Raw genomic sequence first — 26,076 nt, 5'->3', positions numbered from 1 at the left:
TCAGCTCACTTTCACTCGGGTGTCGGCGACGACCTGGGCGGCGAGGCGGCGGGCCTCGTCGACGGACGCGGCGCGCGCCAGGACATGCCCGACCCGGCCGGAACTGTCGGCGGGTTCGGGCACCCGCTCGCCGGGACGGATGTGGATCCGGCTGTGCGTGCCGGGCGCCTCGGGGATGACGACGTACTCCAACACTCCCGCCCGCTCCGGCAGGACGAACCGCAGCGCGGCCGCGGCGTCCCGGGTCGGCTCGGTGTGCGGCACCCGCCCGGTCACGGCTCGCAGGTAGGCGGCCGCCTCACTGACGCCGGTCGCGGCCTCGACGAGCTCGCAGATGTTGTCCCCGGGCAGCCGGGCCCCGGTCTCGATGACGACCGGCTCGCCACCCGGGGCGAGCTTCACCTCGGTGTGGGCGATGCCGTTGCGTATCCCGACGGCGAGCGCGGCGCGTGCCGCGGTGTCCTGGATCGCCCGTACCGTGCGGGCGTCGAGCCCGGCGGGGCAGGAGTGCCCGGTCTCCACCCGGTAGCGGCCCACCGTGGTGTCCTTGCGGACCACGGGCAGCGGGTGCGGCACACCGTCGTGCACGACCGTGTCGGCGGAGAACTCCTCGCCGGGCACATAGCGCTGGAGCAGCACCCGCGAGTCCAGCGGCAGACCGTGCGGCTCGGCGCGGGTGAACCGCCCGGCGGCGGCCACCGCGGCATCGAGCCCGTCCGGGCCCGCCACCACGCTCACGCCCCAGGAGCCGCCCTGCTCGGCGGGTTTGACGACGAGCGGCCACCCCAACCGGCCGGACGCGGCGACCTGATGGGCCTGCTCGACGGTGCTGACCACCGCCTCGGCGGGCGCCGGCACGCCCGCCGCGCGGAACGCCGCCGCCATGGCGATCTTGTTGCGGGCGGCCCGGGCGAGCCAAGGGTCGTTGCCCGGCAGCCCGAGGCGTTCGGCGAGCAGGGCCGCCAGCGGGGTCAGCAGCTCCCAGCAGACCGCGACACCCGTGATGCGCCGCGTACGGCAGAACTTCTCCATGTCGTCCAACGCGCGCTCGGTGTCGGCCAGTTCGGTCGGACAGACCCCGTCCAGGCGCCGCGTCAGCCATGGCTCATAGCCGGCGTGAACCCGCTCGTCGGTGGCCGCGTACAGCCGGATGCCCAGACGGGCGGCGGCCTCCGCGAGGAAGGGACCCGCGTTGCCCATGGGCTCGATCACCAGTACGCCGGTCGCGCCCGGCTCGTCGTCGCTGCTGTCCACGCGCTCAGTGGACCGGCCCCGGCGGCACACCGTCCATCGGGCCGATCTCCGAAAACAACTCGCCGCAGACGCACTCGAGTTGGCCGAAGCGACAAGAAGCGGCGCCCCATTGTCCGATGCCACAACCACGACACCCCCTCGGCGTGCGGGAGTTGGTGCACAACACCGATAGCTTCAACAAAATGTTGCGTGTTCGGATCGGTGGGCACGGTCAATCGAACGGCATGGTGCGAAGGAGTCATCCATCGTGAACAGCCCGCACGACCAGCTCGCCGAGTACATCCGACAGGGCGTCATCCCCCCGTACCAGTACTCGTATCCGCCCCGCTCCACCTACCGGCGGCTCGACGAGGGCGCCTGGGACGTCCACGACGTATGGGCGAAGGACCTGGCCGCCTACCAGGTGCCCGAACTCAGCCTGTATCTGCACGTCCCGTTCTGCCGCTACAAATGCGGGTTCTGCAACCTCTACACCGTCATATCCACGGACGAGGACCTCTACGACGCCTACACCGACGCGCTCTGCACCCAGCTCCGCGACCACGCGGAGATCATCCGGGCGCGCCGGCTGCGCACCGTCTACATCGGCGGCGGCACCCCCGCGCTGCTCTCGACCCGGCACTTCGAGCAGATCTTCGCCACCCTGGGCGAGATCTACCCCAACTGGCGCTCCACCGTGGAGGAGGTGGCCCTGGAGGCCACTCCGGACTCCATCGTCGCCGACCCCGACGGCTTCGGGCGGCTGCTCGACCTGGGCCTCACCCGCGCCAACATCGGCATCCAGTCGCTGGTACCGCAGGAGATCCGCGAGGCCGGGCGCGGCCAGGCGGGCGAGGACGTCATCCGCAGGGCCGTCGAGATCGTCCACGAGCGCGGACTGCCGGACCTGTCGACGGATCTGATCATGGGGTTCGCCGGGCAGACCCCCGAGACCTGGCGGCACTCGGTGGACGAGCTGGCGGGGCTCGCCCCGACGACCATCTCCACCTACTTCCTCACGGTGCGACCGGACGCGTGGTTCTCCAAGACCGGCGCGTACCAGTACATGTGGCGGCCCGAGCTGTACGAGCGCTACGACTACGCCCGTGAGGTGTTCACCGCGCACGGCTACGTCCAGGAGGGCTCCGTCCGCTACAAGAAGCCCGGTCGCGGCGGCTATGCGCAGAAGGTCCTCACCTTCCACGGCGTCCCCCTGCTCGGCCTCGGTGTCGGGGCCCGCTCCTACACCTCCGTCCTCGACTACATGACCGGCAGCGTCAAGCCGTCCATGAGCGAGGTCGCCGACTACATCCGCAGCGCCAAGGCGCACCGCCTGCAGCCGACCACGGGGTTCGCGCTCACCCCGGAGGAGATCGTCCGCAAACGCCTCGTGCTCGACACCTTCGACCTCGATCTGTCCGAACTCGACCGCTTCGGCCTGGACATGATCGGCGAGGAGGTGGAGGAGATCCTCGACGCCGCCCACGCCAACGGTTTGATCCACCGCGTCGGCCCGCGCCGCGTCCAGCTCACGCCCAAGGGCTTCAAGTACCGCGACATCCTTTCCTGGATGTTCTACTCCGACCACGTCAAAACCCTCGACCGCGAGTACTACGAGGGCCTGCACGAGGCCAACGCCCGCGCCCGCAGGAACATGGGCACGCCGGTGCGGATCACCGGGATCGGCACCGCCCGGGAGAGCGCGTGAGCGACCTGTTCATCGCCGCGGGCGGTGGCGGGGACCCCGTGGGCACCGCGATCACCGCGGCCACGGTGGGCCGCACCCTCACCGGCGCACCCCTCGGCGAGAGTGAGACCACGATCGCCACGTACGCCTGGGAACGCCCCGAAGTCGACCCCACCCCCGGCCCTCTGGGAGCCGAGCACTTCACCGGCCTCACCCACCGAGCGGGCGTACCCGTGATCACCCCCACCACACGGGCCATCACCCCGGCCGGCTCCACCCTGCCCGACCTGGCCGCCCACCTCCCCGCACGCCTCGTTCTGCTCGACCCGTGGCAGGGTTTGACGGCACTGGCCGAGCAGATCCGGCGCCTCGCGGACACCGGTCACGACCACGTCCGCATCGTCGACGTCGGCGGCGACATCCTCGCGCACGGCGACGAGAAGACCCTGTGCAGTCCGCTGGTCGACGCGCTGGCTCTCGCCGCATGCCGACTCGCCGGCGTGCCCGCCACCGTGTACGTCGCCGGTCCGGGAACGGACGGGGAGATCCCCCGGACCGACGTACTGGACCGCCTGAGCGGTGGCGTCCTCACCCCCCTCACACCGGACCTGGCCGCCATCCGAACGGCCCTGTCCTGGCACCCCTCCGAGGCGTCCGCCCTGTTTGCGGCCGCGATCGAGGGCGTACGCGGCCCGGTGCGTACGGTGAGTCGTCTCGTCCCGCTCAGCGACGAGTCCGCCCGCGTCCACTCCACCGGCCTGGACGAGGCCCTCGCCCACAACACGGTCGCGGCCCACCTCCTCGGCCTGCTGCCGCAGACCTTGGAGGCCGCCGCCGATCTCTCGGCCGAGCTCACGGGGATCCACGAGCTCGACCGGGAGCGCGTCGGGGCGGCAGCGGCGCCCGCCGGGGGAGCCCTGCCCGAAAGCGCGCGGGCCGCGCGGGAGGCGATACGCGAAGCGGCACAGGGCGCGCCGCACGTCACCCTCCGGTTCGCGGCCCGCGCGCTCGGCCTGACCTGGCGTCGGATCCCCGCACTGCGTGCGCTGTTGGGCGCCGACGGGCCGGTGCTCCCGGTGGCCTGAAAGTCGACGCGGGAGGGCCGAGAGGCCCGGTCGCGGTGGTGTGCGCCTGGAGCCGAGCGCCGCGCAGAACGGTGTCAGGTCCGGATCGAAGCCGTCGGTCAGTGGTTCGTGGTGACGGTTCCGGCGGGATCCTTCGCCACCTGCCGGTGGAAGGGCCGGGCCGGGCAGGACGGGTAGGGCAGGAGGCGGCGGCCTCGGGCCGCCGCCGGTCGGTCACCGCAGCGGGGTGGTCTCCAGCAGGTCGCGGGCCATTCGCCGCGCGGGCCGTGCGGTGTGGTCGGCGACGCGTCGGAAGGTCTCCTGGGCTGGGCGGGCCGGCCACTCCTGGGGCAGGTGCCGGGCCGGCAGCCGGGGGTCCGTCCGGATCGTCCAGAGCCACTCGCTGACCAGCCGCAGCCGGGTGCCGATCGGGTCGTCACCCGCCCCGGCGTTCAGATGCGCCGTCCAGCGCTTGTCGAAGACGACATAGCGGGCCGCGATGCCCTCCAGGTCCCAGGTGTCCCGGATCATCAGCTCGATGTCGGTGACCTCGTCGGCCCGGGCGTGGAAGATCTTGACGTGGGCGGCCAGGCCGAGTTCCGAGACGATCCCGGCGGCGTCGACCTTCCCGGGCGCGATCCACAGCCCGCTGTACAGCGCGCCGAATCCGGACCAGGTGAGCCGGGAGCGCAGGTCGTGGCGCTGGCGCTTCCAGGAGTCCGGCAGGGAGAAGCCGAGCAGGGTCCAGGAGCCGTCCCAGTCGTCGTTGACCGCGCCCTGCTGCCAGATGCGGACACGGCCGTCCTCAAGGACGCGCGTCGCCTGCGGGGTCAGGCCGAAGAACATCCTGCGGCCCTCGCGCCGGCGGCGCAGCAGCCCCCGGTTGACCATGCGGGTCAGGGTGGAGCGTACGGCCTGTTCACCCACCCCGACGCGGCCGAGCACATCGATGATGCTGCCCGAGTAGACCCCCACCTCGCCCTCGTCCAGGACGTGGTTGCCGAAGAAGGCGAGCATGAGTGACTGCGGGCGCGGCTGCGGCGCCTCCGAGATGTCCTGGCCGTCCAGGATGTCGTGGTCCTCCACGCTGGCAAGGGTACGACCGCCCGCTGAGGACGCGGCGAGCGGTCGTACCACGTCAGCGGCCGTCGGCGGGGTGGGCAAGGTCGTAGGGGCGCGGGTACGGGGCGGGGCGGTACGGCACGTAGCGGGTGGGCGTCGTCGGATCGGCCTTCTCGGCGCGGCGGTTGAGGGAGTCCGGGTCGGTGCCGATCCACCTGCCCGCGGCGAGGCGGTCCTCCAGGGTGTCCACGGCGGCGAGCTGTTCGGCGGGGCTGAAGGTGCAGTGGCCGGCGTTGTCGGTGTAGGCCTGCCGCAGCCGGGACGCCGACCCGGCGGCGGTGACGGCCCGCTTCAGGGCGCTCTCCGTCTGGACGGGGACGAGGGCGTCGCCGATGGTGTGGACGGACAGCTGCGGCTTGGCCAGCCTGCCGGTGAAGGAACTCGTGCCGCTCATCCATGCCACGGCGTCCGGGTCGGCGCCGATGCGCGGGGCGCGGTCGAGGGCGGTGAGGTCGGCCTTCAGGGACAGACCGGCCTTCTTGTACAGCTCGGTGACCTCCTTGCGGACGGAGGACCTGCCGAGCAGCTTCGCGTAGTCGACACCGGTGTTCCAGGACATGTTGCCGCCCGCCCGGGTCTCCGCCTCCTGCCGCCAGCTGAAGGCGGGGAACTTCACCAGGCCCTTGAGGGCTTCGTACTGGGCCGCCTGCTGGGCGTCCCAGTCCGTCGGGGCGGGACGGGGCTGGGCCGGCTGGTTCCAGCCCGGGATGTTGTGCAGGGCGGCGGCGAGGGCGATACGGGCCCGCCCGGCCGGTGTCGACTGCGCCGAGTCGACCGCGGCCGTCAGGGCGTCGGCCGCGGTGGCGGCGCTCTGCTGGTCGGGGAGGTTCACCAGCGGTAGGTCGGTGTCGGGAGCGACGAGGGTCTTGAGGGCGAAGACGGGGTCGAGGGTGTTGTTCCAGTTGGCGACCCCGCCGTGGACCAGACCGCACAGCGAGATCGAACCGTCGATCCGCTCCGGGTGGCGCTCGGCGATGGCGGTGGTGACCAGCCCGCCGTACGACTGTCCCCAGGCGATGGTGCGGGCGGCCGCGCCGAAGCGCTCGGTGAAGGCGCTCAGCGTGGCGAGCTGGTCGGGCACCGCGTCCGTCACCGCCCAGCCGGCACTGGCGTAGGAGGAGCCGATGAGGGCGTAGCCGCGCTGGAGGAGGAGGGCCTTCGTGGCGTCGCCCGGGGAGTTCTGGGCGGGGTTGGCCGGGCCGGGGTTGTAGCCGTGGCTGAACAGCAGGACGGTGCCGTTCCAGTCGGCCGGTACGTCCATCAAGTACGTGGCGCCGGAGGGGAGTCGGCCGTCCACGTGGGTGGGGTCGGGGGTGGCGGCGACGGCCGGGGTGGGCAGGGCGCCGACGGCGAGCAGGAGAGCGGCGGCCAGAGCGGTGCGGGTGCCGGTCCTCATGCGGTGATCTCCTCCGCGCGGGGTGTGGTGGGGAGTTCGGTCGCGGAGCCGGACAGGGACGTACGGCTGGTCTCGCGGACGAACCACACCGTCAGCGCGGTGATGAGGGAGCCGCCGCAGATCAGCAGCGCGACGGGCGTGCCGTTGCCGCTGCCGGCGACCAGGCTCCCGGCGATCATGGGGGAGAAGCCGGCGCCGATGAGGGTGGCGCCCTGGTAGCCGAGGGAGGCGCCGGTGTAGCGGACCCGGGTGCCGAACATCTCGGTGAGCAGGGCGCCCAGCGGGCCGTACATCACGGACTGGGCGATGCCGTGGCCGATGACGACGGCGAGGATCAGCGAGGCAGGGGACTTGGAGTCGACCAGCGCGAGGACCGGGAACGCGGTGGCGGCCGACAGGACGGCTCCGGTGAGGACGACCGGGCGGCGGCCGACGCGGTCGGAAAGGGCGGACGCGCAGGGCAGGACGACGAGGGCGACGGTGGCGGAGACCGTGAGCGCGGTGAGCACCTGGGGGCGGGCGTAGCCGATGCCGGTGGCGTAGGCGATCAGGTAACTGGTCAGCAGGGACTGGGCGGTGAAGGCGCCGATGCCGACGCAGCAGGCCAGCAGCAGGGGCCGGGGCCGCCGCAGGACGTCGAGGATCGGCAGCCGTGCCTCGGCGCGGTCCTTCTTCACCTCGGCGAACAGCGGGCTCTCGACCACCTTCAGCCGGACGAAGAGCCCCACCCCGAGCAGCACCACGCTCAGCAGGAACGGCACGCGCCAGCCCCAGGCCGCGAACTGGTCCCTGGGCATGGCCACCACGAGGGTGACGACGAGCGAGGACATCAGGGAGCCGAGCGGGGCTCCCATCTGCGTGAAGCTGGACCACAGGCCGCGGCGCCGCTCCCCGGCGTGCTCGACGACCATCAGGGTGGCCCCGCCCCACTCGCCGCCGATGGCGATGCCCTGGAGCACCCGCAGGGTGATCAGCAGGACCGGGGCCCAGACGCCGATCGTGTCGTACGTCGGCAGCAGGCCGATGAGGAAGCTCGCGCCGCCCATCAGGCCCATGGTGAGCAGCAGCATCGACTTGCGGCCGAGCCGGTCGCCGAAGTGCCCGAAGACGATGCCGCCGAGCGGGCGGGCGACATAGCCGGCGGCGAAGGTGCCGAACGCGGCGATGGTGCCGACGGCGGGATCGGCACCCGGGAAGAACAGCTCGCCGAAGACGAGCGCGGCGACCGTGCCGTAGACGAGGAAGTCGTAGAACTCCACGGCGGTGCCGAGCAACCCGGACAGAGCGACTCTGCGCAACTGCCGGGCTCGCTCGGGGTTCGTGGACGGGGACGGTGATGCGACGGGGGACGGGGACATCGCGGTCTCCCTTGAGCGGAGGAAGGACACCGCGAAAGTAGGCTCTCTGCTGACCGTCGTCAATAAAGTGCACAACATCAAACCGTGCGGGACGGTGACTGCTCCGCGCCTCTTCAACGGACGCTTCTCCCATGCGCGGCGACTTCGGTGAGGTCGTCGAGAACTCCGGCTCGCACGAGTGGCGCCCGCATATCGGAACTAGCGGTCCGACCAGGGCATTCGCCAGATATCCCAACGTTCCCACGTACTCGGAACCCGATGTGACGTCCCCCATTGCGCGCTCGCGCGGACGTCGTGAGTCTCTCGGGGAACAAGCGTCCGAAGAAACCTCCGAAGAACTGTTATCCACGGTCCACCGAGCGATCTCCCAGGTATCGGACAGCATCGTTCGGCGTCGAGGACAGGGAAGTTTTCTGATGAGTACAGAGCGCACGAGGGAGCTCGCGGCACTGGTGACCGCCGCCCGAAGCGGCGATCCAAAGGCTCAGGACGCCCTGGTCAGTGCGTACCTCCCGCTGGTCTACAACATCGTGGGGAGGGCTCTGAACGGCTCCGTCGACGTGGACGACGTGGTGCAGGAGACCATGCTGCGCGCCCTCGACGCGCTCGGCGGGCTGCGCACTCCCGAGAGCTTCCGCTCCTGGCTGGTGGCGATCGCCATGAACCAGGTCCGTGCGCACTGGCACGACCGGCAGACGGCCCCGGGCGCCGTGGAGGAGGCCCAGGACATCGCCGATCCCGGCGCCGACTTCGTGGACCTGACCATGGTGCGGCTCCAGTTGTCCGGCCAGCGCCAGGAGACGGCGCTCGCCACCCGCTGGCTGGAGCCCGACGACCGGGGACTGCTGTCGCTGTGGTGGCTGGAGTGCGCCGGCGAGCTCACCCGGGCCGAGGTCGCCGCGGCCCTGGAGCTGTCGCCGCAGCACACCGCGGTACGGGTGCAGCGGATGAAGGCGCAGTTGGAGGCGGCCCGGGTGGTGGTGCGGGCGCTCGACGCGCAGCCGCCGTGCGACGAACTGCGGGGTGTGCTGGCGTCCTGGGACGGCCAGCCCTCGGCACTGTGGCGCAAGCGAATAGCCCGGCATGCCCGGGGTTGTGTGCGTTGCTCCGGCGTGTGGAGCGGGCTGATGCCCGCCGAGGGGCTGCTGGCCGGCCTGGCCCTGGTCGCGGTGGCACCGGCGCTGGCGGAGAGGGTGCTGTCGGCGTCCGGCGGGATGCTCCCGGTGGGTTCGGTCGTCGACGGGATGCTCCCGGTGGGTTCGGCCGCCGACGGGATGGCCCCGGTGGGTTCGGTCGTCGATGGGACGGCCCCGACGGGTTCGGTCGTCGATGGGACGGCCCCGATGGGTTCGGTCGTCGATGGGACCCCGACGGGTTCGCAGGCCCAGCTCGCGGCGTCCGCCGGATCGGGCGGCAGAGCCGCGCACCGCGCCGGTCGCGGCCGCGCCCTCTCGCGCGGCGAGGCCCGTCGGCGCCGACGCGTCCGGCGCAGGGCCGTGGGAGGTGCCGTCGTCGCGGCCTGTGTGGCGGGCGGCGGCCTGTGGTTCCACTACGACACCGATCCCGGGAACGGGACCGAGGAGGCGACCGCCGCGCGCACGGCCGGCGCCCCGGTCCCGGACCTCGCGCAGGCCACCCCGATCGAGACCTCCGCCTCGCCCTCCCCCTCCCGGACGCCGTCCAAGTCACCGTCGAAGAAGGCGACCCCATCCAAGTCCCCGCGGCCCACGAAGAAGGCGGCGCCGGCTCCCCGGCCCACCCCTGAGCCGACGCGCAGCGCGTCCAGCACACCGCAGGAGCAGCCGGCACCCACGGGCGCCGTGGCGCAGGTGGTCGCCCTGGTGAACAAGGAGCGGTCGGCCGCCGGCTGCGGCCCGCTCGAGGAGGACGCCCTGCTGAACAAGGCCGCCCAGGGCCACTCCGACGACATGGCCGCCCGTGGCTTCTTCGACCACACCAACCCCGACGGCGCCGATCCCGGCCAGCGCATCACCGCCGCGGGATACCGCTGGTCCACCTTCGGCGAGAACATCGCTCAAGGCCAGCAGACCCCGGAAGCGGTCATGGAGTCCTGGATGAACAGCCCCGGCCATCGCGCCAACATCCTCAACTGCTCGTTCAAGGACATCGGCGTGGGCATCAACAAGAGCTCGGGCGGCCCCTGGTGGACGCAGAACTTCGGCGCCAAGCAGTGAGGGCCGAGGTTGGGTAGTCGCGCGTGGGGTACCTGAGTACGGCTACTCAGGCCGTCCCGGGCGGCTCGGGGGATCGTAGGGAGCCGACAGCGATCTCAGGGGGGTTCCCGATGACCGGTTCTCAGCAGTCCTTCGTGGCGGCGGCGCGCCGCTGTCTGGTCAATCCGGCGGCGTTGGCATATCTGGCGGTCGTGGTCGGCGTGCTGGCGTGGGTCGGTGTCGACGCGCTGCTCGTCGAGCACCAGGACGCGAGCCTCGCCGGGATATGGGCCTTCCTGGTCACGGGTCCGACGTCGTGGCTGTTCCTGCTGCTGCCCGGCGTGCTGCCGTGGGCCGGCGTCGTCGTCGGCGCCCTGGTACAGGCGGCGGTGCTCGGTGCCGCGTACCACCGTCTCTCCGGCCGCCTCCACCACCGCACGCGTCCGAACGGCGCCTGAGGACTCACGCGTCGGGGCTCTCCGGATCCGCCGACAGGGGCTGCTCGGCCCAGATCGTCTTTCTGTTGCGGCCGTAGCGCGTGCCCCAGCGCTCGGAGAGCTGCGCCACCAGGAACAGGCCGCGGCCGCCCTCGTCGGTGCCGCTGGCCTGGCGCAGGTGGGGGGAGGTGCTGCTGGAGTCGGAGACCTCGCAGATGAGATGGCCGTCCCTGATGAGGCGCAGCAGGACCAGGCCGCCGGCGTACCGGTAGGCGTTCGTGACCAGTTCGCTCACGATCAGCTCGGTGGTGAAGGCCAGCTCCTGAAGGCCCCACTCGGTCAGCCGGTCCCGTGCCAGCGTCCGGGCCCGGCCGGCCGCGGTGGGCTCGGCCGGCAGCTCCCAGGTGGCCACGTCCTGCGGTGCCAGCACCCGGGTCCGGCCCAGCAGCAGCGTGACGTCGTCGGCGGGCCGGGTGGCCAGCATCGCGTCCTCCACCGCCTTGCAGGTGTGCTCCAGGGACCGGGCGGGACCGGCCAGCGCGGTGCGCAGAAGATCCAGACCCTGGTCGACGTCGCGGTCGTCGGCGAGCAGGAGACCGTCGCTGTACAGGGCGATCATGCTGCCCTCGGCCAGTTCCAGCTCGGCCGACTCGAACGGCAGTCCGCCCAGGCCGAGCGGTGGTCCGGCGGGCACGTCGATCGGGCGCACCTGGCCGTCCGGGCCCAGCACGGTCGGCGGCGGGTGCCCTGCGCGCGCCATGGCGCAGTGCCGGGAGACCGGGTCGTAGATCGCGTACAGACAGGTCGCGCCCACGATCTGCGGGGCGTTCCCGTCCGCCTGCCGCTGTTCGGTGGACAGCTGGTCCACCAGGTCGTCGAGCCGGGCGAGGACCTCGTCCGGGGCCAGGTCGAGGTGGGCCAGGGTGCGCACGGCGGCGCGCAGCCGGCCCATGGTCGCCGAGGCGTGCATGCCGTGGCCGACCACGTCGCCGACGACCAGCGCGACACGCAGCCCCGACAGCGGGATGATGTCGAACCAGTCGCCGCCGACCCCGGTGGAGGCCCGCGCCGGCAGATAGCGGTGGGCCGTCTCGACCGCCGGGTGCTCGGGCACCTCGCCCGGCAGCAGACTGCGCTGCAGGGCCTCGGCGGCCTCGTGCTGCTGGGTGTAGCGGCGGGCGTTGTCGATGCAGACCGCGGCCCGGGCGGCGAACTCCGCCGCCAGGGTGAGATCGTCCTCCTCGAACGGCTCCGGCTGCATCGAGCGCCACAGACAGACCACGCCGAGGACCACACCGCGCGCCGTCAGTGGCACCGCCATCAGGGAGTGGACGCCCATCGCCAGGGCGCTCGCGGCCCGCTTCGGCTCGGCGGCGTACCACGCGTGGCTGTCCTCCAGGGCGGGCAGCAGGATCGGCCGCCGCTCGACGAGGCAGCGGGCCGGCGCGGTCCGCTCGGGGAAGGAGAACAGCTCGCCCTCGGCACGCATCACCTTCAGCGACTCGGGCCGGATGCCGCGGACCGCCATCCTGCGCAGCGGGCCCCTGGAGTCCGGGGCCGGCTCGTCGCCACGCGGCACGGCCTCCAGCAGATCCACCGAGATGGCGTCGGCCAGCGCGGGAACCGCCGCCTCGGCCAGCTCACGCGCCGTCGTGGTCACATCCAGTGTGGTGCCGATCCTGGCGCCGGCCTCGTTGAGCAGCGCGAGCCGCCGACGGGCCCGGTGGCGGTCGGTGACGTCCTCGACGATCTCGGTGACGCCCAGCACCCTGCCGGAGGGGTCCTGCATCCGGAAGGCGGACACCGAGACGATCAGTTCCTTCCGGGGGTCCCGCAGCAACCGGCAGGGCTGCTCGGCGAAGATCACGGGCCGGCCCGTCTCCAGAACCTGCCGCAGCTTCTCCTCGACCAGATCCGTGTCCGGGCCGAGCAGGAAGTCGGCGGTGCGAAGGCCGCGGTAGTCCTCGGCCGGCAGCCCGCCGAACCGTGCGATCGCCCGGTTCACCCGCAGGATGCGCAGGTCCGGACCGAGAACCGCGACACCCACCGGCGACCGGAGGAAGAGTCCGTCCAGTACGGCCCGGTCGATCTCCCACTGGGCGATGTCCTCGGCGAGCGAGCCGACGAGGAACCACTCGACGGTGGAGTCGAGCCGCTCCACCAGACGGGCCCTGAACCCCACGTACACGCGGTGGCCCGCGCGGTGCCGCACCGGCAGCAGGCCGAACCAGCCCCGCTCGCGCAGGCACGCGGAGGTCGCCGCGGAGATCATGGCCTCGTCACCGCTGTCGACCAGGGTCTCGCGCGCTGCTCGGCCCAGTACCTCCTCGGCCCGGTGCCCGAGCAGCGCGGTGGCCCGTTCGCTCCAGGCGACGACCCGTCCGCGGGCGTCCAGGACGACCGCCGCGGATCGGTGGACGGAGAACGGGTCCTGCGGGCTCTCGCTGAGTGACGTCGGGGATGTGTCGTGCATCTCCCACCCATCTCGCGCCGTTCCCGGGTGCCCGCTGTGCACAGCCCGGCCGGCTGTGCAGCGGCTCACTCCCAGTATCGGCTCTGCGGGTACCGCGTGCCTGGTCGCCGGGGCCGGGGCGGTCCCGACGGGTGACGCGTCCGGCGGACGGGCGGACGTTCGGGTTCAGCGGGGCTGCGCGCGGGCGAGGAGCACCGCCACGTCGTCGTCGGCCGTCTCCGGCATGACGTGGGCGAGCAGCTCGTCGCAGATCTCCTCCAGCGGATGCCCGGGATGCCGCAGCGCCTGGGCCAGCCGGCGCATGCCCTGGTCCAGGTCCGTGCCCCGGGTCTCGATCAGGCCGTCGGTGTAGGCCACCAGGAGGCTGCGCGGCGGCAGCACCATGCGCTGGACCTCGCAGTCCTGCCCGCCCAGGCCCAGGGGCGGGCCCGGCGGTCCGTCCAGGAAGGCTATGGTTCCCCGTCCGTCGGCGATCATGGGCGGCGGGTGGCCCGCCCTCGCGATCAGGCAGTGGCCGGCCACCGGGTCGTGGACGGCGTACAGGCAGGTGGCCATCTCGTTGTCGCCCAGGTCCGCCACGGCGGCGTCCAGAGCGCGCAGCACCTGGTCGGGCGCGGTGTCCCGGCGGGCCAGGGTGCGTACGGCGGTGCGCAGCTGACCCATGACGGCGGCCGCGTGGATGCCGTGCCCCATCACGTCCCCGATCACCAGCGCGGTCCGGCCGCCCGACAGGGCGATGGCGTCGAACCAGTCGCCGCCGACCTCGTGGTCCCCGGCCGGCAGATAGCGCCCGGTGAGCTCCAGGCCGCTGACGGTGGGCAGGACGGGGTTCATCAGGCTGCGCTGCAGGGTCAGCGCCGCGTCGCGCTCCCGGCTGTACATGCGCGCGTTGTCGATGTTCAGCGCCGCCCGCGCGACCAGCTCGTCGATCAGCAGGGTGTCCTGGTCGTCGAACGGCTCCCGGTCGCGGGTGCGGGTCACCACCACCGCGCCGAGCACCGTGCCCCGCGCCACCAGCGGAACCAGCCGGGCGCAGCCCACGCGGGCCCGCAGATACTCGCGCAGCCGGTCGGCGCCGGGGGTGGGGATCAGCGGGCCGATGTCGCTCAGGTACAGGTTCATGGGCCGCCCGGCGCCGATGACCTGCTCGTACACCGAGCCGGGCGGGACCTGCTGGGTCATGCCGACCGAGAGGTGGTCGGCCGGTGCGGCCGGATCCGTGAAGGCGGCCGCGACCCGGCGGACCACGCCGTGCGCGGACGCGGCGGTCTCGTCCGGGGCCACCGCCTCCTCCAGCAGCTGGACGTCGGCGGAGTCCGCGAGCCGGGGCACCAGGACACGGACCACCTCCCGCGCCGTCCGGGCCAGATCCAGGGTGGAACCCATCTGGGTCCCCGCCTCCGCCAGCAGCGCCAGCCGCCGCCGCGCCCGCTCGACCTCCAGATGGGCCCGCTGCCCCTCCGTGACGTCGATCAGCGAGGCGATCACCCCCGCCCGCTGCCCGGCGGCGCCGAGCAAGGGGGCGTAGGAGCAGGACCAGGTCCGCTGCTGTTCCGGGTCGGCCGCGTCGGCGCCGGTGTGACGGTGGTCCACCACCGCCTCGCCGCGGTCCAGGACGCGCCGCATCATCGACTCCAGGGCCTCGGTGCCGGGGGCGACCTCGGTGACCCGCCGGCCGATGTGCTCCGCGACGGGCACCCCGTCCATCCGGGCCAGCGCCTCGTTGACGCGGAGGAACCGCAGATCGGCGCCGAGCATGGCCAGGCCGACCGGGGACTGCGTGAACAGGCCCTCCAGCGCGGCCAGCGCATCGCGCATCCGCTCCACCGCCGAGGTCTCCGCCGCGATGGCCAGCACACCGGGGCGGCCCCGCACATCCGCGATCGGACAGTGCCACAGCTCCATGTCGACCACGGTCCCGTCGCGATGCCGGACCGGCAGCCGCGCGACCACCGCCGCCCCCGTCCGCACCGTCCGGCTCAGCCCGTCGGCCAGCTCCAGGTGCCCCTCGGGCACGAGCACGCGCCTGGCGTCCTGGCCGACCATCTGCTCGGAGGTGTGACCGAGCAGGTCCTGCGCGGCGAGCGACCACTGCACCAGGACCCCGTCGGCGTCCACCACCCAGAGCGCGAGCGGGAGCAGATCCTGGAACACCCCCGCACGACCCACCGGGGGCGTCCGCCGACCAGGCGTTTCGCCGATCGCGTCGTGGGCACGTGCATCGCGGTGACTCGCACTGGTCATGAGGGCACCTCGCTTACACCACCCTTGACCACAGGAAGCTCAAGGACAGCGTAGGCCGCAAGTGGCCCGGCTCACATGGCGTGAATGGGGCACCGCCGACACCATGGGTGTCCGTCACCCGGCAGGCTGAAGGGATCAAGAATGTTCCGCAAGGTGCTGGTCGCCAACCGCGGTGAGATCGCGATTCGCGCTTTCCGCGCAGGCTATGAGCTGGGCGCGCGCACCGTCGCCGTCTTCCCGCACGAGGACCGCAACTCCCTGCACCGGCTGAAGGCCGACGAGGCCTACGAGATCGGCCGGCCGGGACATCCGGTGCGGGCCTATCTCTCCGTGGAGGAGATAGTCCGTGCGGCGCGCCGTGCGGGAGCCGACGCCGTCTACCCGGGTTATGGATTCCTGTCCGAGAACCCCGACCTGGCCCGCGCCTGCGAGGAGGCGGGCATCACGTTCGTCGGGCCCAGCGCGGAGATCCTGGAGCTGACCGGGAACAAGGCCCGCGCCGTGGCCGCCGCACGCGCGGCCGGCGTACCCGTGCTGGGTTCCTCGGCGCCGTCCACCAACGTGGACGCACTCGTCAGCGCCGCCGAGGACATCGGCTTCCCCGTGTTCGTCAAGGCCGTCGCGGGCGGCGGCGGGCGCGGTATGCGCCGGGTCGAGGACCCCGCCCAGCTGCGCGAGTCCATCGAGGCGGCGTCGCGTGAGGCGGCCTCGGCGTTCGGCGACCCCACGGTGTTCCTGGAGAAGGCCGTCGTCGAGCCCCGCCACATCGAGGTGCAGATCCTCGCCGACGGACAGGGCGACGTCATCCACCTCTTCGAGCGGGACTGCTCGGTGCAGCGCCGCCACCAGAAGGTGATCGAGCTGGCGCCCGCGCCGAACCTCGACCCGGAGCTGCGCGAGCGGATCTGCGCCGACGCGGTGCGCTTCGCCCGGCAGATCGGCTACCGCAACGCCGGCACGGTGGAGTTCCTGCTGGACCGCGACGGCAACCACGTCTTCATCGAGATGAACCCGCGCATCCAGGTCGAGCACACGGTGACCGAGGAGGTCACCGACGTCGACCTGGTGCAGGCACAACTGCGCATCGCCGGCGGCGAGACCCTGGCCGGCCTGGGGCTGTCGCAGGAGACGATCACCCTGCGCGGCGCCGCGCTCCAGTGCCGCATCACCACCGAGGACCCGGCCAACGGCTTCCGCCCGGACACCGGCCGCATCAGCGCCTACCGCTCGCCGGGCGGCTCCGGCATCCGCCTCGACGGCGGAACGACCCACGCCGGTACGGAGATCAGCGCGCACTTCGACTCGATGCTGGTGAAGCTCACCTGCCGCGGCCGGGACTTCGGCGCCGCCGTGGGCCGCGCCCGGCGTGCCGTGGCCGAGTTCCGCATCCGCGGCGTGGCCACCAACATCCCCTTCCTGCAAGCGGTCCTCGACGACCCCGACTTCCAGGCCGGCCGGGTCACCACGTCGTTCATCGAGCGGCGCCCGCACCTGCTCACCGCCCGCCACTCCGCCGACCGCGGCACCAAGCTGCTCACCTACCTGGCCGACGTCACCGTGAACAAGCCGCACGGCGAACGGCCCGACCTGCTCGACCCGTTGACCAAGCTGCCCGCCCTGCCGGCCGGTGAGCCCCCGGCCGGGTCCCGGCAGAAGCTCGCCGAGCTGGGCCCCGAGGGCTTCGCGAGCTGGCTGCGCGCCTCGCCGACCATCGGCGTCACCGACACCACCTTCCGCGACGCCCACCAGTCGCTGCTCGCCACCCGGGTGCGCACCAAGGACATGGTCGCCGTGGCCCCGGTGGTGGCCCGCACCCTGCCCCAGCTGCTGTCCCTGGAGTGCTGGGGCGGCGCCACCTACGACGTGGCTCTGCGCTTCCTCGCCGAGGACCCGTGGGAGCGGCTGGCCGCCCTGCGGGAGGCGGCGCCGAACATCTGCCTCCAGATGCTGCTGCGCGGCCGCAACACCGTGGGCTACACGCCGTATCCCACCGAGGTGACCGACGCCTTCGTGCAGGAGGCGGCGGCCACCGGCATCGACATCTTCCGCATCTTCGACGCCCTCAACGACGTCGACCAGATGCGGCCCGCCATCGAGGCGGTACGGGAGACCGGGACGGCCGTCGCGGAGGTGGCCCTGTGCTACACCTCCGACCTGTCCGACCCGTCGGAGCGCCTGTACACCCTGGACTACTACCTGCGCCTGGCCGAGCGGATCGTGGCCGCGGGCGCCCATGTGCTGGCCGTCAAGGACATGGCGGGCCTGCTGCGGGCACCGGCCGCGGCGAAGCTGGTGTCGGCCCTGCGCCGGGAGTTCGACCTGCCGGTCCACGTGCACACCCACGACACCGCCGGCGGCCAGCTCGCCACCTACCTCGCCGCGATCCAGGCCGGCGCGGACGCGGTGGACGGGGCGGTGGCGTCCATGGCCGGTACGACCTCGCAGCCGTCCCTCTCGGCGATCGTGGCCGCCACCGACCACTCCGAGCGGCCCACCGGCCTCGACCTCCAGGCCGTCGGCGACCTGGAGCCGTACTGGGAGAGCGTCCGCAAGGTCTACGCCCCCTTCGAGGCGGGGCTCGCCTCCCCGACCGGCCGCGTCTACCACCACGAGATCCCCGGCGGACAGCTGTCCAACCTGCGTACCCAGGCGGTCGCGCTGGGCCTCGGCGACCGCTTCGAGGACATCGAGGCGATGTACGCCGCCGCCGACCGGATGCTCGGCCGCCTGGTGAAGGTCACCCCCTCGTCCAAGGTGGTCGGCGACCTGGCGCTGCACCTGGTGGGCGCCGGCGTGTCCCCGCAGGACTTCGAGACCGAGCCGGACCGGTTCGACATCCCCGACTCCGTTATCGGCTTCCTGCGCGGCGAGCTGGGCACCCCGCCCGGCGGCTGGCCCGAGCCGTTCCGCAGCAAGGCGCTGCAGGGCCGCGCCGAGGCGAAGCCGGTGCAGGAGCTGAGCGCCGACGACCGTGCGGGACTGGCCAAGGACCGGCGGGCGACGCTCAACCGGCTGCTGTTCCCGGCGCCGACGCGCGAGTTCGAGACGCACCGCGACACCTACGGCGACACCAGCGTGCTGGACAGCAAGGACTTCTTCTACGGGCTGCGCCCGGGCAAGGAGTACGCCGTCGACCTGGAGCGCGGGGTGCGGCTGCTGATCGAGCTGCAGGCCGTCGGCGACGCGGACGAGCGCGGTCTGCGCACCGTGATGTCCACCCTGAACGGCCAGTTGCGGCCCATCCAGGTCCGCGACCGGGCGGCCGCCTCGGACGTGCCGGTGACGGAGAAGGCCGACCGGGCCAACCCCGGCCACGTCGCGGCGCCGTTCGCCGGCGTGGTGACCCTCACCGTCGCCGAGGGGGACGAGGTGCCGGCCGGGGCCACGGTGGCCACGATCGAGGCGATGAAGATGGAGGCCTCGATTACCGCCGCGAAGGCCGGCCGGGTGGCCAGGCTGGCCATCAACCCCATCCAGCAGGTGGAGGGCGGCGACCTGCTCGTGGAACTCGCCTGAGCAGGGCCGCGGTCTCGCACACCGGCGGCGCCCCGCGCAGGGGGAGGCATCCGCGCGGGGCGCCGTCGGGCCGGGACGGTGGTGTGCTGACCGTATGACCCGGACCCCCGCGGACCCGCACTCCGTCCCCGCCGAACTCCGCCCGTACCTCCGGGAGGTCGTCCACCGCACGCGCTCCGTGTGCGGATCGCACCTGGTGAGCGTCATCGCGGTCGGCTCGGTCGCGCTCGGCGACTACCGGCACGGGCGCAGCGACACCGACGTGACGGTGGTCGTGGACACGCCCCTGCCTCGGGGAACGCTGACCGAGCTGGCCGCCGCGCTCACCCATCCCGCGCTGCCCTGCCCCGCGGCCGGACTGGAGCTGGTGGTCTACGACGAGGGCTTCGCGGCCAGGCCGTCCGGCGAGGCCGGGTACCTGCTGGACCTCAACACCGGACCGCTGCTGCCCGGCAAGGTCAGCCTCGACCCCGCTCAGTCCCCGGCGTTCTGGTACGTCATCGACCGTTCCGTCGCCCACCAGGCCGGGCGAGTGCTGCACGGCAGGCCGGCGCGGGAAGTGATCGCCGAACCCGCCCGCGCCGAGGTGCTCGCCGCGCTCCGCGCCTCCGTCCGTGAGCACAGCGCCGGCGAGGGACATCTGGCCGACAACCGGGTCCTCAACGGCTGCCGCTCGGTGCGGTACTGCCGCACGGGCCGCTGGCAGGCCAAGCGCCGGGCGGCGCAGGCGGTCGCTGCGGCCGAGGAACGCTACCGGCCGCTCCTGACGGCGGCGGTGCACAGCTACGAACGCCCCCGCACCGCCGCGACCACGCTGCCCGCCACCGACGTACGGGCCTTCCTGGACTGGGTCGCCGCACAGGTCGACGAGACGGCCGACAGCGAGCGCACGGGCCAAGCGCCCGGCGGGTGACTGCGCCCCTCAGCTCCAGCCGAACCGGCGGTCCACCACCGCCGTGAACTCCTCCAGGGTCACCATGTCGTCCCCGTTCTGGTCGGCGGCGTCGAACAGTGCGGAGGAGGCGTCCTCGTCTCCCAGGCCCCAGAACGGCAGATCCCCCGATGCGGCCAGGGACGGGCCCTTCGTGCGCAGGGCGATGATCACCTCTGCGCGGGTCAGGGTCCCGTTCGAGTCGAGGTCGAGCGCCTCGAACAGCTTCCGGGCCTTGTCACTCATCGTGTCACCTTCGTTCCTGTCGGCAGGCGGGCCTGCCACCCCGCTACCAGACAAGAACGCCCCCGTCCCCCCTCAGGTTCCCTGCCGGGCACGCCGGGTGCGGGCAATCAGCCACATCAGATACGGCGCTCCGACCGCTGCCGTGAGCACGCCCACCGGCAGCTCGACCGGCGAGAACAGCCGGCGGGCCAGCAGGTCCGCGACGACCACGATCGTGGCGCCGGTCAGGGCGGAGGACAGCAGCGGGATCTGGGCGGTGCGGGTCAGCCGGTGGGCGATCTGCGGGGCGAGCAGCGCCACGAAGTCGACCGGCCCGGCGGCCCCGGTCGCCACGGACGCCAGGACGACACCGAGCCCGGTCAGCCCCAGCCGCACCGGCCCGAGCCGCACGCCCAGCGCGGTCGCCGTGCTGTCGTCCAGGGAGACCATGCGCTGGGCGTGCGCCGCCCACAGCAGCGCCGGCACCAGGACCGCGAGGACCAGCGCGAGCGGCGCGGCCTGGTCGTAGCCCCGGCCGTTGAGCGACCCGGTCAGCCACACCTTGGCCTGCTGGGCCACCAGATAGTCGCCCTTGGTGAGGAACAGCCGGGTCAGCGAACCGAGCGCGATCGACACTCCGATGCCGACGAGGACGAACCGCGTGGCGTGCAGACCGCGCCGCCAGGCGAAGACGTAGACGAACGCGGCGGCCGCGAGCCCGCCCGCGACCGAGACGTACGGAAGCACGCTGTACGACGTCAGCCCGAACGTCATCGCGGTCACCGTCGCCGCGCCCGCGCCGTGCGTGACGCCGATGACGTCCGGACTGGCGAGGGAGTTGCGGGCCACGGTCTGGATCAGCGCGCCGGAGACGCCGAAGGCGGCACCGACCAGCAGTCCGGTCACCAGCCGGGGCAACCGGAGCGTGCCGACGACGAGTTCGTCGGGGCTCGGCTGCCCGAGCAGCACGCGCACGACCTCCGTCGGAGAGACGTACGCCTCGCCGATGCAGAGGGACACGACGACCGTCACCGCGAGCACGACGGCCAGCAGGAGCGCGACGGCACTCGCCCGGCGGTGCAGCAGGAAGCTGCCGTCCCGCACGCGGAGAACCGTGTAGCCGGCGGGGCGCGGCCGGCGCGGGGCGGGAGCGGTTCGTTCGAGGGACTGGGTCACGCCGGCACCGTCGCCTTTCTCCGTACCAGCGCGACCAGGAACGGCACGCCGAGCAACGCGGTCATCACGGCCACCGGCACTTCCGAGGGCGCGAAGACGACCCGGCCGAGCACGTCCGACACCAGGATCACCGTGGGGCCCAGCAGCGCGGACAGGGCGAGCACCCACCGGTGGTCGGCGCCGACCAGCGCCCGCGCGATGTGCGGGACGGCGAGCCCGGTGAACGCGATCGGACCGGCGACCGCGACGGCGGCCCCGGTCAGCACGGTCGCGGCGAGCGCACCCACGGCCCGCACGAGCGCGACCCGGTGACCGAGTCCCCGGGCCACGTCGTCGCCGAGGGCGAGGGCGTCAAGACCTCGCGCCATGACGGCCACCAGCACCAGCCCCACGAGCACGAACGGCCAGGTCTGCGTGACGACTTCGCCGTCCCGGCCGCCGATCGAGCCGACGTCCCAGAAGCGGAACTCGTCGAGGGCGCGGGCGTCGGTCGTGACGATGGCGGAGACCACGGAGGCGATGAAGGCGTTCATCGCGGCCCCGGCCAGCGCCAGTCTGACCGGCGACGCGCCGTCGCGCCCGCGGCCCGCCACGACGTACGCGGCCACGGCGGCGAGCCCCGCACCGGCGAACGCGAACCATACGTACCCGCTGGGCGTGTGCACCCCGAGGAACGCGATCGCGCACACGACACCCAGCGCGGCGCCCTGGCTGACCCCGAGGACGCCGGGCTCGGCGATCGGGTTGCGGGTGATGGCCTGCATGACCACTCCGGCGACCGCGAGCGCGAGCCCGACCAGCACACCGATGACCGTGCGGGGCACCCGCAGGGCGCGTACGACCTGGGCGTTGGCGCTGTTGCCGCCGTGCAGCAGGGCGTCGAACACCTCGGACGGGGGGATGTGGCGGCTGCCGAGGGCGAGACTGAGCAGGACGGCGAGGAACAGCAAGAGGGTGCCGGCGACCGTCCAGCCGATGCGCCGTCGGGTGGCATGGGACATGCGTTTCCTCTTGCCGTTCCTGTCGTCGGTGCCGAACGACCTTACTTGGTCAGGTACTTCTCCAGGTCCGCGAGGACCTCCTCGGCCGCGGTGACGCCCAGACCCAGGTACCAGGTCTCGTCCGGGACGTCGTACGCGCGGCCCTCCTTGACCGCCTTGAGGTTCTTCCACAGCGGGTTGCCCTGGGCGCGGGACTTGTCGGTGGCCTTCGGGTCGCCGTAGACGCCGGTGAAGATGTAGTCACCGTCGGCCTGGTCGATGTTCTCCGCGCTGACCTCGGCGGCCAGGTCGTCGATGTCCTGGTTCTTCGGGCGCGGGATGCCGGCGTCCTTGAGGATGGTGCCGATGAACGAGGCGTTGGCGTACAGCCGGATCAGGCCGTCGGGCAGGTAACGCACCATCGACACGGTCGGCTTGTCGGCGCCGAGCTTGGCGTCGAGCTCGTCGACCTTCTTGTCGTAGGCGGCGAGCTTCGCCTTGGCCTCGGCGGTCTTGTCCAGGGCCGCGGCGTTCAGGAGGTAGTTCTCCTTCCAGGTGAAGCCGGGGCGCAGGGAGAAGACGGTGGGCGCGATCTTCGACAGCTCGTCGTACTTGTCCGCGGCGCGCAGCTGGCTGCCGAGGATCAGGTCCGGCTTGAGGCCGGCGATCGCCTCCAGATTGAGGTTGTTGATGGTGCCGACGTTCGCCGGGGTACCGGCGTCCTTCTTCAGGTAGGACGGGAGTTCAGGAGAGCCCTCGGTGGGCGCGAGGCCGACCGGCTTGATGCCGAGCGACACGACGTTGTCGAGCTCGCCGACGTCCAGGACCACGACACGCTTGGGCTGGGACTTGATCTCGGTCTCGCCCATGGCGTGCTCGATGGTGCGCGGCCACTCGCCGGCCTTGGCGTCGGTGCCCATCGCCGCGGTCTTCTTCGCGGCGTCCGAGAAGTCGTCGCCGCCCTGAGCCACGGCCTTCTTGTCCCCGGCCTCGGCCGTGGACTCCTTGTCCGCGCCGCCGTTGGAACCGCCGCAGGCCGCGAGGGACAGGGCGGCGGCGACGGCAAGAGCGACGGCGGCAGTGCCGCGGCGCCGGTGAAGCATGGCAAGGCTCCCTTTGGTACGGGCTGATTCCGGCCATTAGGCCAGCCTTACCTTATCCGGATCTTTCGTGTGCCTTGCACATGAGTCTGTGTGGCCCCTGTCACGGTTCTGTGGCGCCGGGGTGCGCTTCCTTGACGCCCTGAGCCGACAGGACGCCAAGGAGGCTCGGCACGTGGGCGGTTCAGGTCAGTGAACAGCCGGAGCCATTGAGGGTGAACGTCGCGGGGTTGGGATTGGTGCCTCCCTCGGTGGCCGTGAAGCCGAGGGCGACGGAGCCCGCCGGGGCGATCGTCGCGGTGTACGAGGCGGAGGTGACGCTCACCTCGGAACCGCTCTGCGTCACGGTGCCGCCCCACAGGTTGCTGACGCGCTGGCTGCCGGGGAACGTCCAGCGCAGCGTCCAGCCGTTGACGGCCGAGCTGCCGGTGTTGCGAATGACGATCTCGCCCTGGAAGCCGCCGGGCCACTCGTTCGCGACCCGGTAGGCGACGGCGCACGCCACCGCCGGACCACCGGAGGACGTCGTGACGGTCACCGTGCCGGAGCGCTGCGAGCGGTTGCCGGCGGCGTCGTGGGCGTAGACGGCGAAGGTGTACGAAGTCTCCGGGGCGAGGCCGGTCACGGTGACGGAGGTGCCGGTCGTCGTGGTGGCGGCGGTCTCGGTGGCGCCGCTGACGCGGACGACGTCATAGCCGGTCACACCGTTCGCGTCGCTGGAGGCGGCCCAGTTCAGGGTCACGGACGAGGACGTCACGGCGGAGGCGGTCGGCGTCCCGGGCGCGGTCGGGGGAGTGGTGTCGCCGCCGCCCGAGGAGTAGATGGTGGCCTCCTGCGACGTGGCGGCGATGCCGTTCGCGCCGTTGAAGAGCCGCTGTCCCCACGACGTCAGCTGGTTCGGGTCGAAGTTCGTGACCATGTCCAGGTACTCGACCCCACCGCCGTTGCCGCTCCACGACCAGCCGAGATAGCCCAGGCCCAGCTGCTGGGTGACGGCCAGGATGGTGTCCTCGTCGGGGTCGCCGTCCGAGTGGTTGTGGCCGAACTCGCCCACGACGATGGGGAGTCCGGCGGTGACGAAGCGGTTCAGGTAGTCGCTGATCTCGGCGGCCGTGTCGAAGACGCCGTACATGTGGATGGAGAAGATCGTGTTGGCGTCCGGGTCGGCCGCGAAGACCGAGGCGGCGTTGTCGCGCATCGTGAACGCCCAGTCCTGACCCCAGTTGGGCGCGTCGACCATGATGGTGTGCCGGAACCCGGCGGTGCGCAGCTTCTGGATCGCCGCCTTCGTGTCGGCGGTCCAGGCCGTGTAGCCGGTATTGCCGTACGGCTCGTTGCCGATGTTGACGAGGACGTAGTCCTCCTGGCCGGCCAGCGCGCTCTGCACACTGATCCAGTAGTCGGCGGCCCGGGACAGCGTGGCGGCGCCGCTCTGTTCGCCGTAGCCGGTGGTGTCGTGGACCTCCAGGACGCAGATGAGCCGGTTCTGCTTGCACTGGGCGACGACGTTCGCCACGTCGGCGGTGTCGTTGCGGGTCCAGCGGTCACCGCTGGAGAGGACCACGCGGACGGTGTTGGCGCCCTTGGCCTTGATGTGGGCGAGGGAGCTGACGCGGTCCGGGAACCAGGTGTGGGCGTGGTTGACGCCCCGCATGACGAAGTCGTTCCCGTTCGACTCCAGCAGTCGGCCGTCGGTGATGCGGAAGCCGGGCGGCGCCGCATGGGCGGGCGTGACGAAGGCGATCAGCGGCAGGAGCAGCCCCAGGAGGGCGGCGGCCACGGTGGCCGGCCCAGGGACGGCCGGGGTGCGGGATCTCATGGCGGCTCCAAGAGAGGGGAGTTGGGGGCGGGGAAAGGTCAGTCGGCCCTCGTCGTGCAGCTCACGTCCGCCGACGGAGCACCGGCGGTGGACGGCGTACCGGCGATGAACCCGAAGGCCGCGCTCGCGCCGGGTGCCAAAGTGCCGTTCCAGGAGGCGTTGGTGACGGTCGCCGTGCCGTCGGCGCCGGTCGTGAGCGTGCCGTTCCAGAGCTGGCCGATGCGGGCGCCGTCGGCCGGTGCGACCGTCGCGGTCCAGGCCGAGACGGCGGAGGAGGACCCGTTGGTCACCGTCACCTCGCCCTGATAGCCGCCCTGCCACACGGAGACGGCGCGGAAGGTCGCGGTGCAGCCGGCCGGGTCACCGGGGTCTGTGGGGCCGTCCGGGTCTCCGGGGCCCGCGTCGAGGAGCGCGGCCAGCGCCGGATACCAGCGAGCGGCGATCTTCTCGTCGCCGGAGGCGCTGGGGTGCACGCCGTCGTAGGTGTCGGTGGCCGTGTCGAAGCCCGTCCACTGGTCGACCACTGTGACGGGGGAGCGGCTGGTGCTGGTCGCCCGGGCCCAGTCGGGGATCCGCGCGTTGAAGTCGACGACGCGCTGCGCGCACGCCGCGCAACTGCTGGGGTTCATCGGGATGAGCCGGGCGACCAGGATCCTCATGCCGGGGTTGCTGGCCCGCATCTGCTCGACGAGCTTGCTGTAGGCGGTGAGGATGCGGTCGGGGGCGACGGAGCTCCACACGTCGTTCGTGCCGAAGTGCATGACAACGATGTCCGGCAGTGTCGCGGCCAGTCGGCCGGGCAGCAGGTTCTGATCGGCCACGTTGGTGACCAACTCGCCGCCGTGGCCCTCGTTGTCCCCGTCGTGCGACTGGCCGCAGCCCTGCGGGCCGAGGGTGCCGACGAAGTCGATGTCCGTGTATCCGGTGGACTGCAGACGGTTCCACAGCAGCGCGCGCCAGCAGCCGGGCGAGCCGGTGATCGAATCGCCGAGCGGCATGACGCGCACGGGAGCCGCCGCCGGGGTCGCGGCCGCGGCCCGGGGCGCGAGCGTGGTGCCGGCCGGCAGCAGCAAGGCGCCCAGCAGAGCGAGCAGCGGAACGATCCGCAAGGGTGAGCAGTGGCGGGTGCCGCGCATGGTGT

Annotated in this window: 18 protein-coding genes; 6 read left to right on the top strand and 12 right to left on the bottom strand. The window is 72.4% G+C overall.

Translation table 11 applies throughout. The annotated features are described in order from the left end of the window. Positions 1 to 1,254, bottom strand: coding sequence for an ATP-grasp domain-containing protein (locus tag IM697_RS27000; protein ID WP_194038706.1), 1,254 nt, complete (start codon positions 1,252 to 1,254; stop codon positions 1 to 3). Positions 1,255 to 1,501: 247 nt separating this feature from the next. Here IM697_RS27000 and IM697_RS26995 point away from each other — a divergent pair, with 247 nt between their 5' ends. Together IM697_RS26995 and IM697_RS26990 are read left to right on the top strand one after the other, a co-directional pair. Continuing rightward, positions 1,502 to 2,941 (top strand): coproporphyrinogen-III oxidase family protein, encoded by a 1,440-nt coding sequence (locus tag IM697_RS26995; RefSeq protein WP_194038705.1) that lies wholly within the window; start codon positions 1,502 to 1,504, stop codon positions 2,939 to 2,941. Beyond that, entirely contained in the window at positions 2,938 to 4,005 is a 1,068-nt protein-coding gene (locus IM697_RS26990) for a DUF1152 domain-containing protein (RefSeq protein ID WP_194038704.1), read from the top strand. The genes IM697_RS26995 and IM697_RS26990 overlap by 4 nt, the downstream gene beginning before the upstream one ends. A 213-nt stretch (positions 4,006 to 4,218) precedes the next feature. Here IM697_RS26990 and IM697_RS26985 read toward each other — a convergent pair whose 3' ends face one another. From IM697_RS26985 to IM697_RS26975, 3 genes are read right to left on the bottom strand one after another with little or no spacing between them, the layout of a single operon-like run. Then, positions 4,219 to 5,070 carry a PaaX family transcriptional regulator gene (locus IM697_RS26985; RefSeq protein WP_194038703.1) on the bottom strand — a complete coding sequence of 284 codons (852 nt, stop codon included), beginning with the start codon at positions 5,068 to 5,070 and terminating at the stop codon, positions 4,219 to 4,221. A gap of 52 nt (positions 5,071 to 5,122) precedes the next feature. Further along, the gene (locus tag IM697_RS26980) at positions 5,123 to 6,502 is read right to left on the bottom strand and encodes an alpha/beta hydrolase family protein (protein WP_194038702.1); all 1,380 of its coding nucleotides are present in this window, start codon (positions 6,500 to 6,502) and stop codon (positions 5,123 to 5,125) included. After that, positions 6,499 to 7,860: an MFS transporter gene (locus tag IM697_RS26975; RefSeq protein ID WP_194038701.1), complete on the bottom strand. Its 1,362-nt coding sequence runs from the start codon at positions 7,858 to 7,860 to the stop codon at positions 6,499 to 6,501. The genes IM697_RS26980 and IM697_RS26975 overlap by 4 nt, the downstream gene beginning before the upstream one ends. A 416-nt stretch (positions 7,861 to 8,276) precedes the next feature. Here IM697_RS26975 and IM697_RS26970 point away from each other — a divergent pair, with 416 nt between their 5' ends. Continuing rightward, the gene (locus tag IM697_RS26970) at positions 8,277 to 10,055 is read left to right on the top strand and encodes a sigma-70 family RNA polymerase sigma factor (protein WP_194038700.1); all 1,779 of its coding nucleotides are present in this window, start codon (positions 8,277 to 8,279) and stop codon (positions 10,053 to 10,055) included. A gap of 110 nt (positions 10,056 to 10,165) precedes the next feature. Then, complete coding sequence (locus IM697_RS26965; RefSeq protein ID WP_194038699.1) at positions 10,166 to 10,492, top strand: SCO4225 family membrane protein; 327 nt, start codon at positions 10,166 to 10,168, stop codon at positions 10,490 to 10,492. 4 nt (positions 10,493 to 10,496) lie between these two features. On the opposite strand, the gene IM697_RS26960 is transcribed toward IM697_RS26965, so the two are convergent. Both IM697_RS26960 and IM697_RS26955 read right to left on the bottom strand, forming a co-directional pair. Then, positions 10,497 to 12,944, bottom strand: a complete 2,448-nt coding sequence (locus IM697_RS26960) for a SpoIIE family protein phosphatase (RefSeq protein ID WP_194038698.1) — start codon at positions 12,942 to 12,944, stop codon at positions 10,497 to 10,499. A 165-nt stretch (positions 12,945 to 13,109) separates the two neighbouring features. Further along, a complete protein-coding gene (locus IM697_RS26955) occupies positions 13,110 to 15,188 on the bottom strand; it encodes a SpoIIE family protein phosphatase (protein ID WP_194038697.1) in 2,079 nt (692 codons plus the stop codon). A 141-nt stretch (positions 15,189 to 15,329) separates the two neighbouring features. Here IM697_RS26955 and IM697_RS26950 point away from each other — a divergent pair, with 141 nt between their 5' ends. Further along, positions 15,330 to 18,704: a pyruvate carboxylase gene (locus IM697_RS26950; protein WP_194038696.1), complete on the top strand. Its 3,375-nt coding sequence runs from the start codon at positions 15,330 to 15,332 to the stop codon at positions 18,702 to 18,704. A 94-nt stretch (positions 18,705 to 18,798) separates the two neighbouring features. Continuing rightward, on the top strand, positions 18,799 to 19,617 hold the full coding sequence (locus tag IM697_RS26945; protein ID WP_194038695.1) for an aminoglycoside adenylyltransferase domain-containing protein: 819 nt from the start codon (positions 18,799 to 18,801) through the stop codon (positions 19,615 to 19,617). Positions 19,618 to 19,626: 9 nt separating this feature from the next. Here IM697_RS26945 and IM697_RS26940 read toward each other — a convergent pair whose 3' ends face one another. The 6 genes from IM697_RS26940 to IM697_RS26915 all read right to left on the bottom strand — a co-directional run bounded on the left by IM697_RS26940 (position 19,627) and on the right by IM697_RS26915 (position 26,071). Continuing rightward, complete coding sequence (locus IM697_RS26940) at positions 19,627 to 19,881, bottom strand: EF-hand domain-containing protein (RefSeq protein ID WP_194038694.1); 255 nt, start codon at positions 19,879 to 19,881, stop codon at positions 19,627 to 19,629. A gap of 72 nt (positions 19,882 to 19,953) precedes the next feature. Next, positions 19,954 to 21,036 carry a FecCD family ABC transporter permease gene (locus IM697_RS26935; RefSeq protein ID WP_194038693.1) on the bottom strand — a complete coding sequence of 361 codons (1,083 nt, stop codon included), beginning with the start codon at positions 21,034 to 21,036 and terminating at the stop codon, positions 19,954 to 19,956. After that, positions 21,033 to 22,037 carry a FecCD family ABC transporter permease gene (locus tag IM697_RS26930; RefSeq protein WP_194038692.1) on the bottom strand — a complete coding sequence of 335 codons (1,005 nt, stop codon included), beginning with the start codon at positions 22,035 to 22,037 and terminating at the stop codon, positions 21,033 to 21,035. Before IM697_RS26930 ends, IM697_RS26935 begins: the two co-directional genes overlap by 4 nt. A gap of 41 nt (positions 22,038 to 22,078) precedes the next feature. Continuing rightward, positions 22,079 to 23,119, bottom strand: a complete 1,041-nt coding sequence (locus IM697_RS26925) for an ABC transporter substrate-binding protein (RefSeq protein ID WP_194038691.1) — start codon at positions 23,117 to 23,119, stop codon at positions 22,079 to 22,081. A 181-nt stretch (positions 23,120 to 23,300) separates the two neighbouring features. Beyond that, positions 23,301 to 24,935: a cellulase family glycosylhydrolase gene (locus IM697_RS26920; protein WP_194038690.1), complete on the bottom strand. Its 1,635-nt coding sequence runs from the start codon at positions 24,933 to 24,935 to the stop codon at positions 23,301 to 23,303. 38 nt (positions 24,936 to 24,973) lie between these two features. Next, entirely contained in the window at positions 24,974 to 26,071 is a 1,098-nt protein-coding gene (locus IM697_RS26915; protein WP_194038689.1) for a GDSL-type esterase/lipase family protein, read from the bottom strand. Positions 26,072 to 26,076: the final 5 nt, after the last annotated feature.

Origin of the sequence: Streptomyces ferrugineus, assembly GCF_015160855.1 — a bacterium.
Lineage (GTDB): Bacteria > Actinomycetota > Actinomycetes > Streptomycetales > Streptomycetaceae > Streptomyces > Streptomyces ferrugineus.
Note: the sequence above shows the minus strand (reverse complement) of the source record. Positions and strands in the feature narration are given on the sequence as shown.

Bases quoted from the DNA above. Each gene is read 5' to 3' on its own strand.
- IM697_RS26980 (WP_194038702.1), bottom strand. From the start codon at position 6,502: ATGAGGACCGGCACCCGCACCGCTCTGGCCGCCGCTCTCCTGCTCGCC.
- IM697_RS26975 (WP_194038701.1), bottom strand. From the start codon at position 7,860: ATGTCCCCGTCCCCCGTCGCATCACCGTCCCCGTCCACGAACCCCGAG.
- IM697_RS26970 (WP_194038700.1), top strand. From the start codon at position 8,277: ATGAGTACAGAGCGCACGAGGGAGCTCGCGGCACTGGTGACCGCCGCC.
- IM697_RS26965 (WP_194038699.1), top strand. From the start codon at position 10,166: ATGACCGGTTCTCAGCAGTCCTTCGTGGCGGCGGCGCGCCGCTGTCTG.
- IM697_RS26960 (WP_194038698.1), bottom strand. From the start codon at position 12,944: ATGCACGACACATCCCCGACGTCACTCAGCGAGAGCCCGCAGGACCCG.
- IM697_RS26955 (WP_194038697.1), bottom strand. From the start codon at position 15,188: ATGACCAGTGCGAGTCACCGCGATGCACGTGCCCACGACGCGATCGGC.
- IM697_RS26950 (WP_194038696.1), top strand. From the start codon at position 15,330: ATGTTCCGCAAGGTGCTGGTCGCCAACCGCGGTGAGATCGCGATTCGC.
- IM697_RS26945 (WP_194038695.1), top strand. From the start codon at position 18,799: ATGACCCGGACCCCCGCGGACCCGCACTCCGTCCCCGCCGAACTCCGC.
- IM697_RS26940 (WP_194038694.1), bottom strand. From the start codon at position 19,881: ATGAGTGACAAGGCCCGGAAGCTGTTCGAGGCGCTCGACCTCGACTCG.
- IM697_RS26930 (WP_194038692.1), bottom strand. From the start codon at position 22,037: ATGTCCCATGCCACCCGACGGCGCATCGGCTGGACGGTCGCCGGCACC.
- IM697_RS26925 (WP_194038691.1), bottom strand. From the start codon at position 23,119: ATGCTTCACCGGCGCCGCGGCACTGCCGCCGTCGCTCTTGCCGTCGCC.
- IM697_RS26920 (WP_194038690.1), bottom strand. From the start codon at position 24,935: ATGAGATCCCGCACCCCGGCCGTCCCTGGGCCGGCCACCGTGGCCGCC.
- IM697_RS26915 (WP_194038689.1), bottom strand. From the start codon at position 26,071: ATGCGCGGCACCCGCCACTGCTCACCCTTGCGGATCGTTCCGCTGCTC.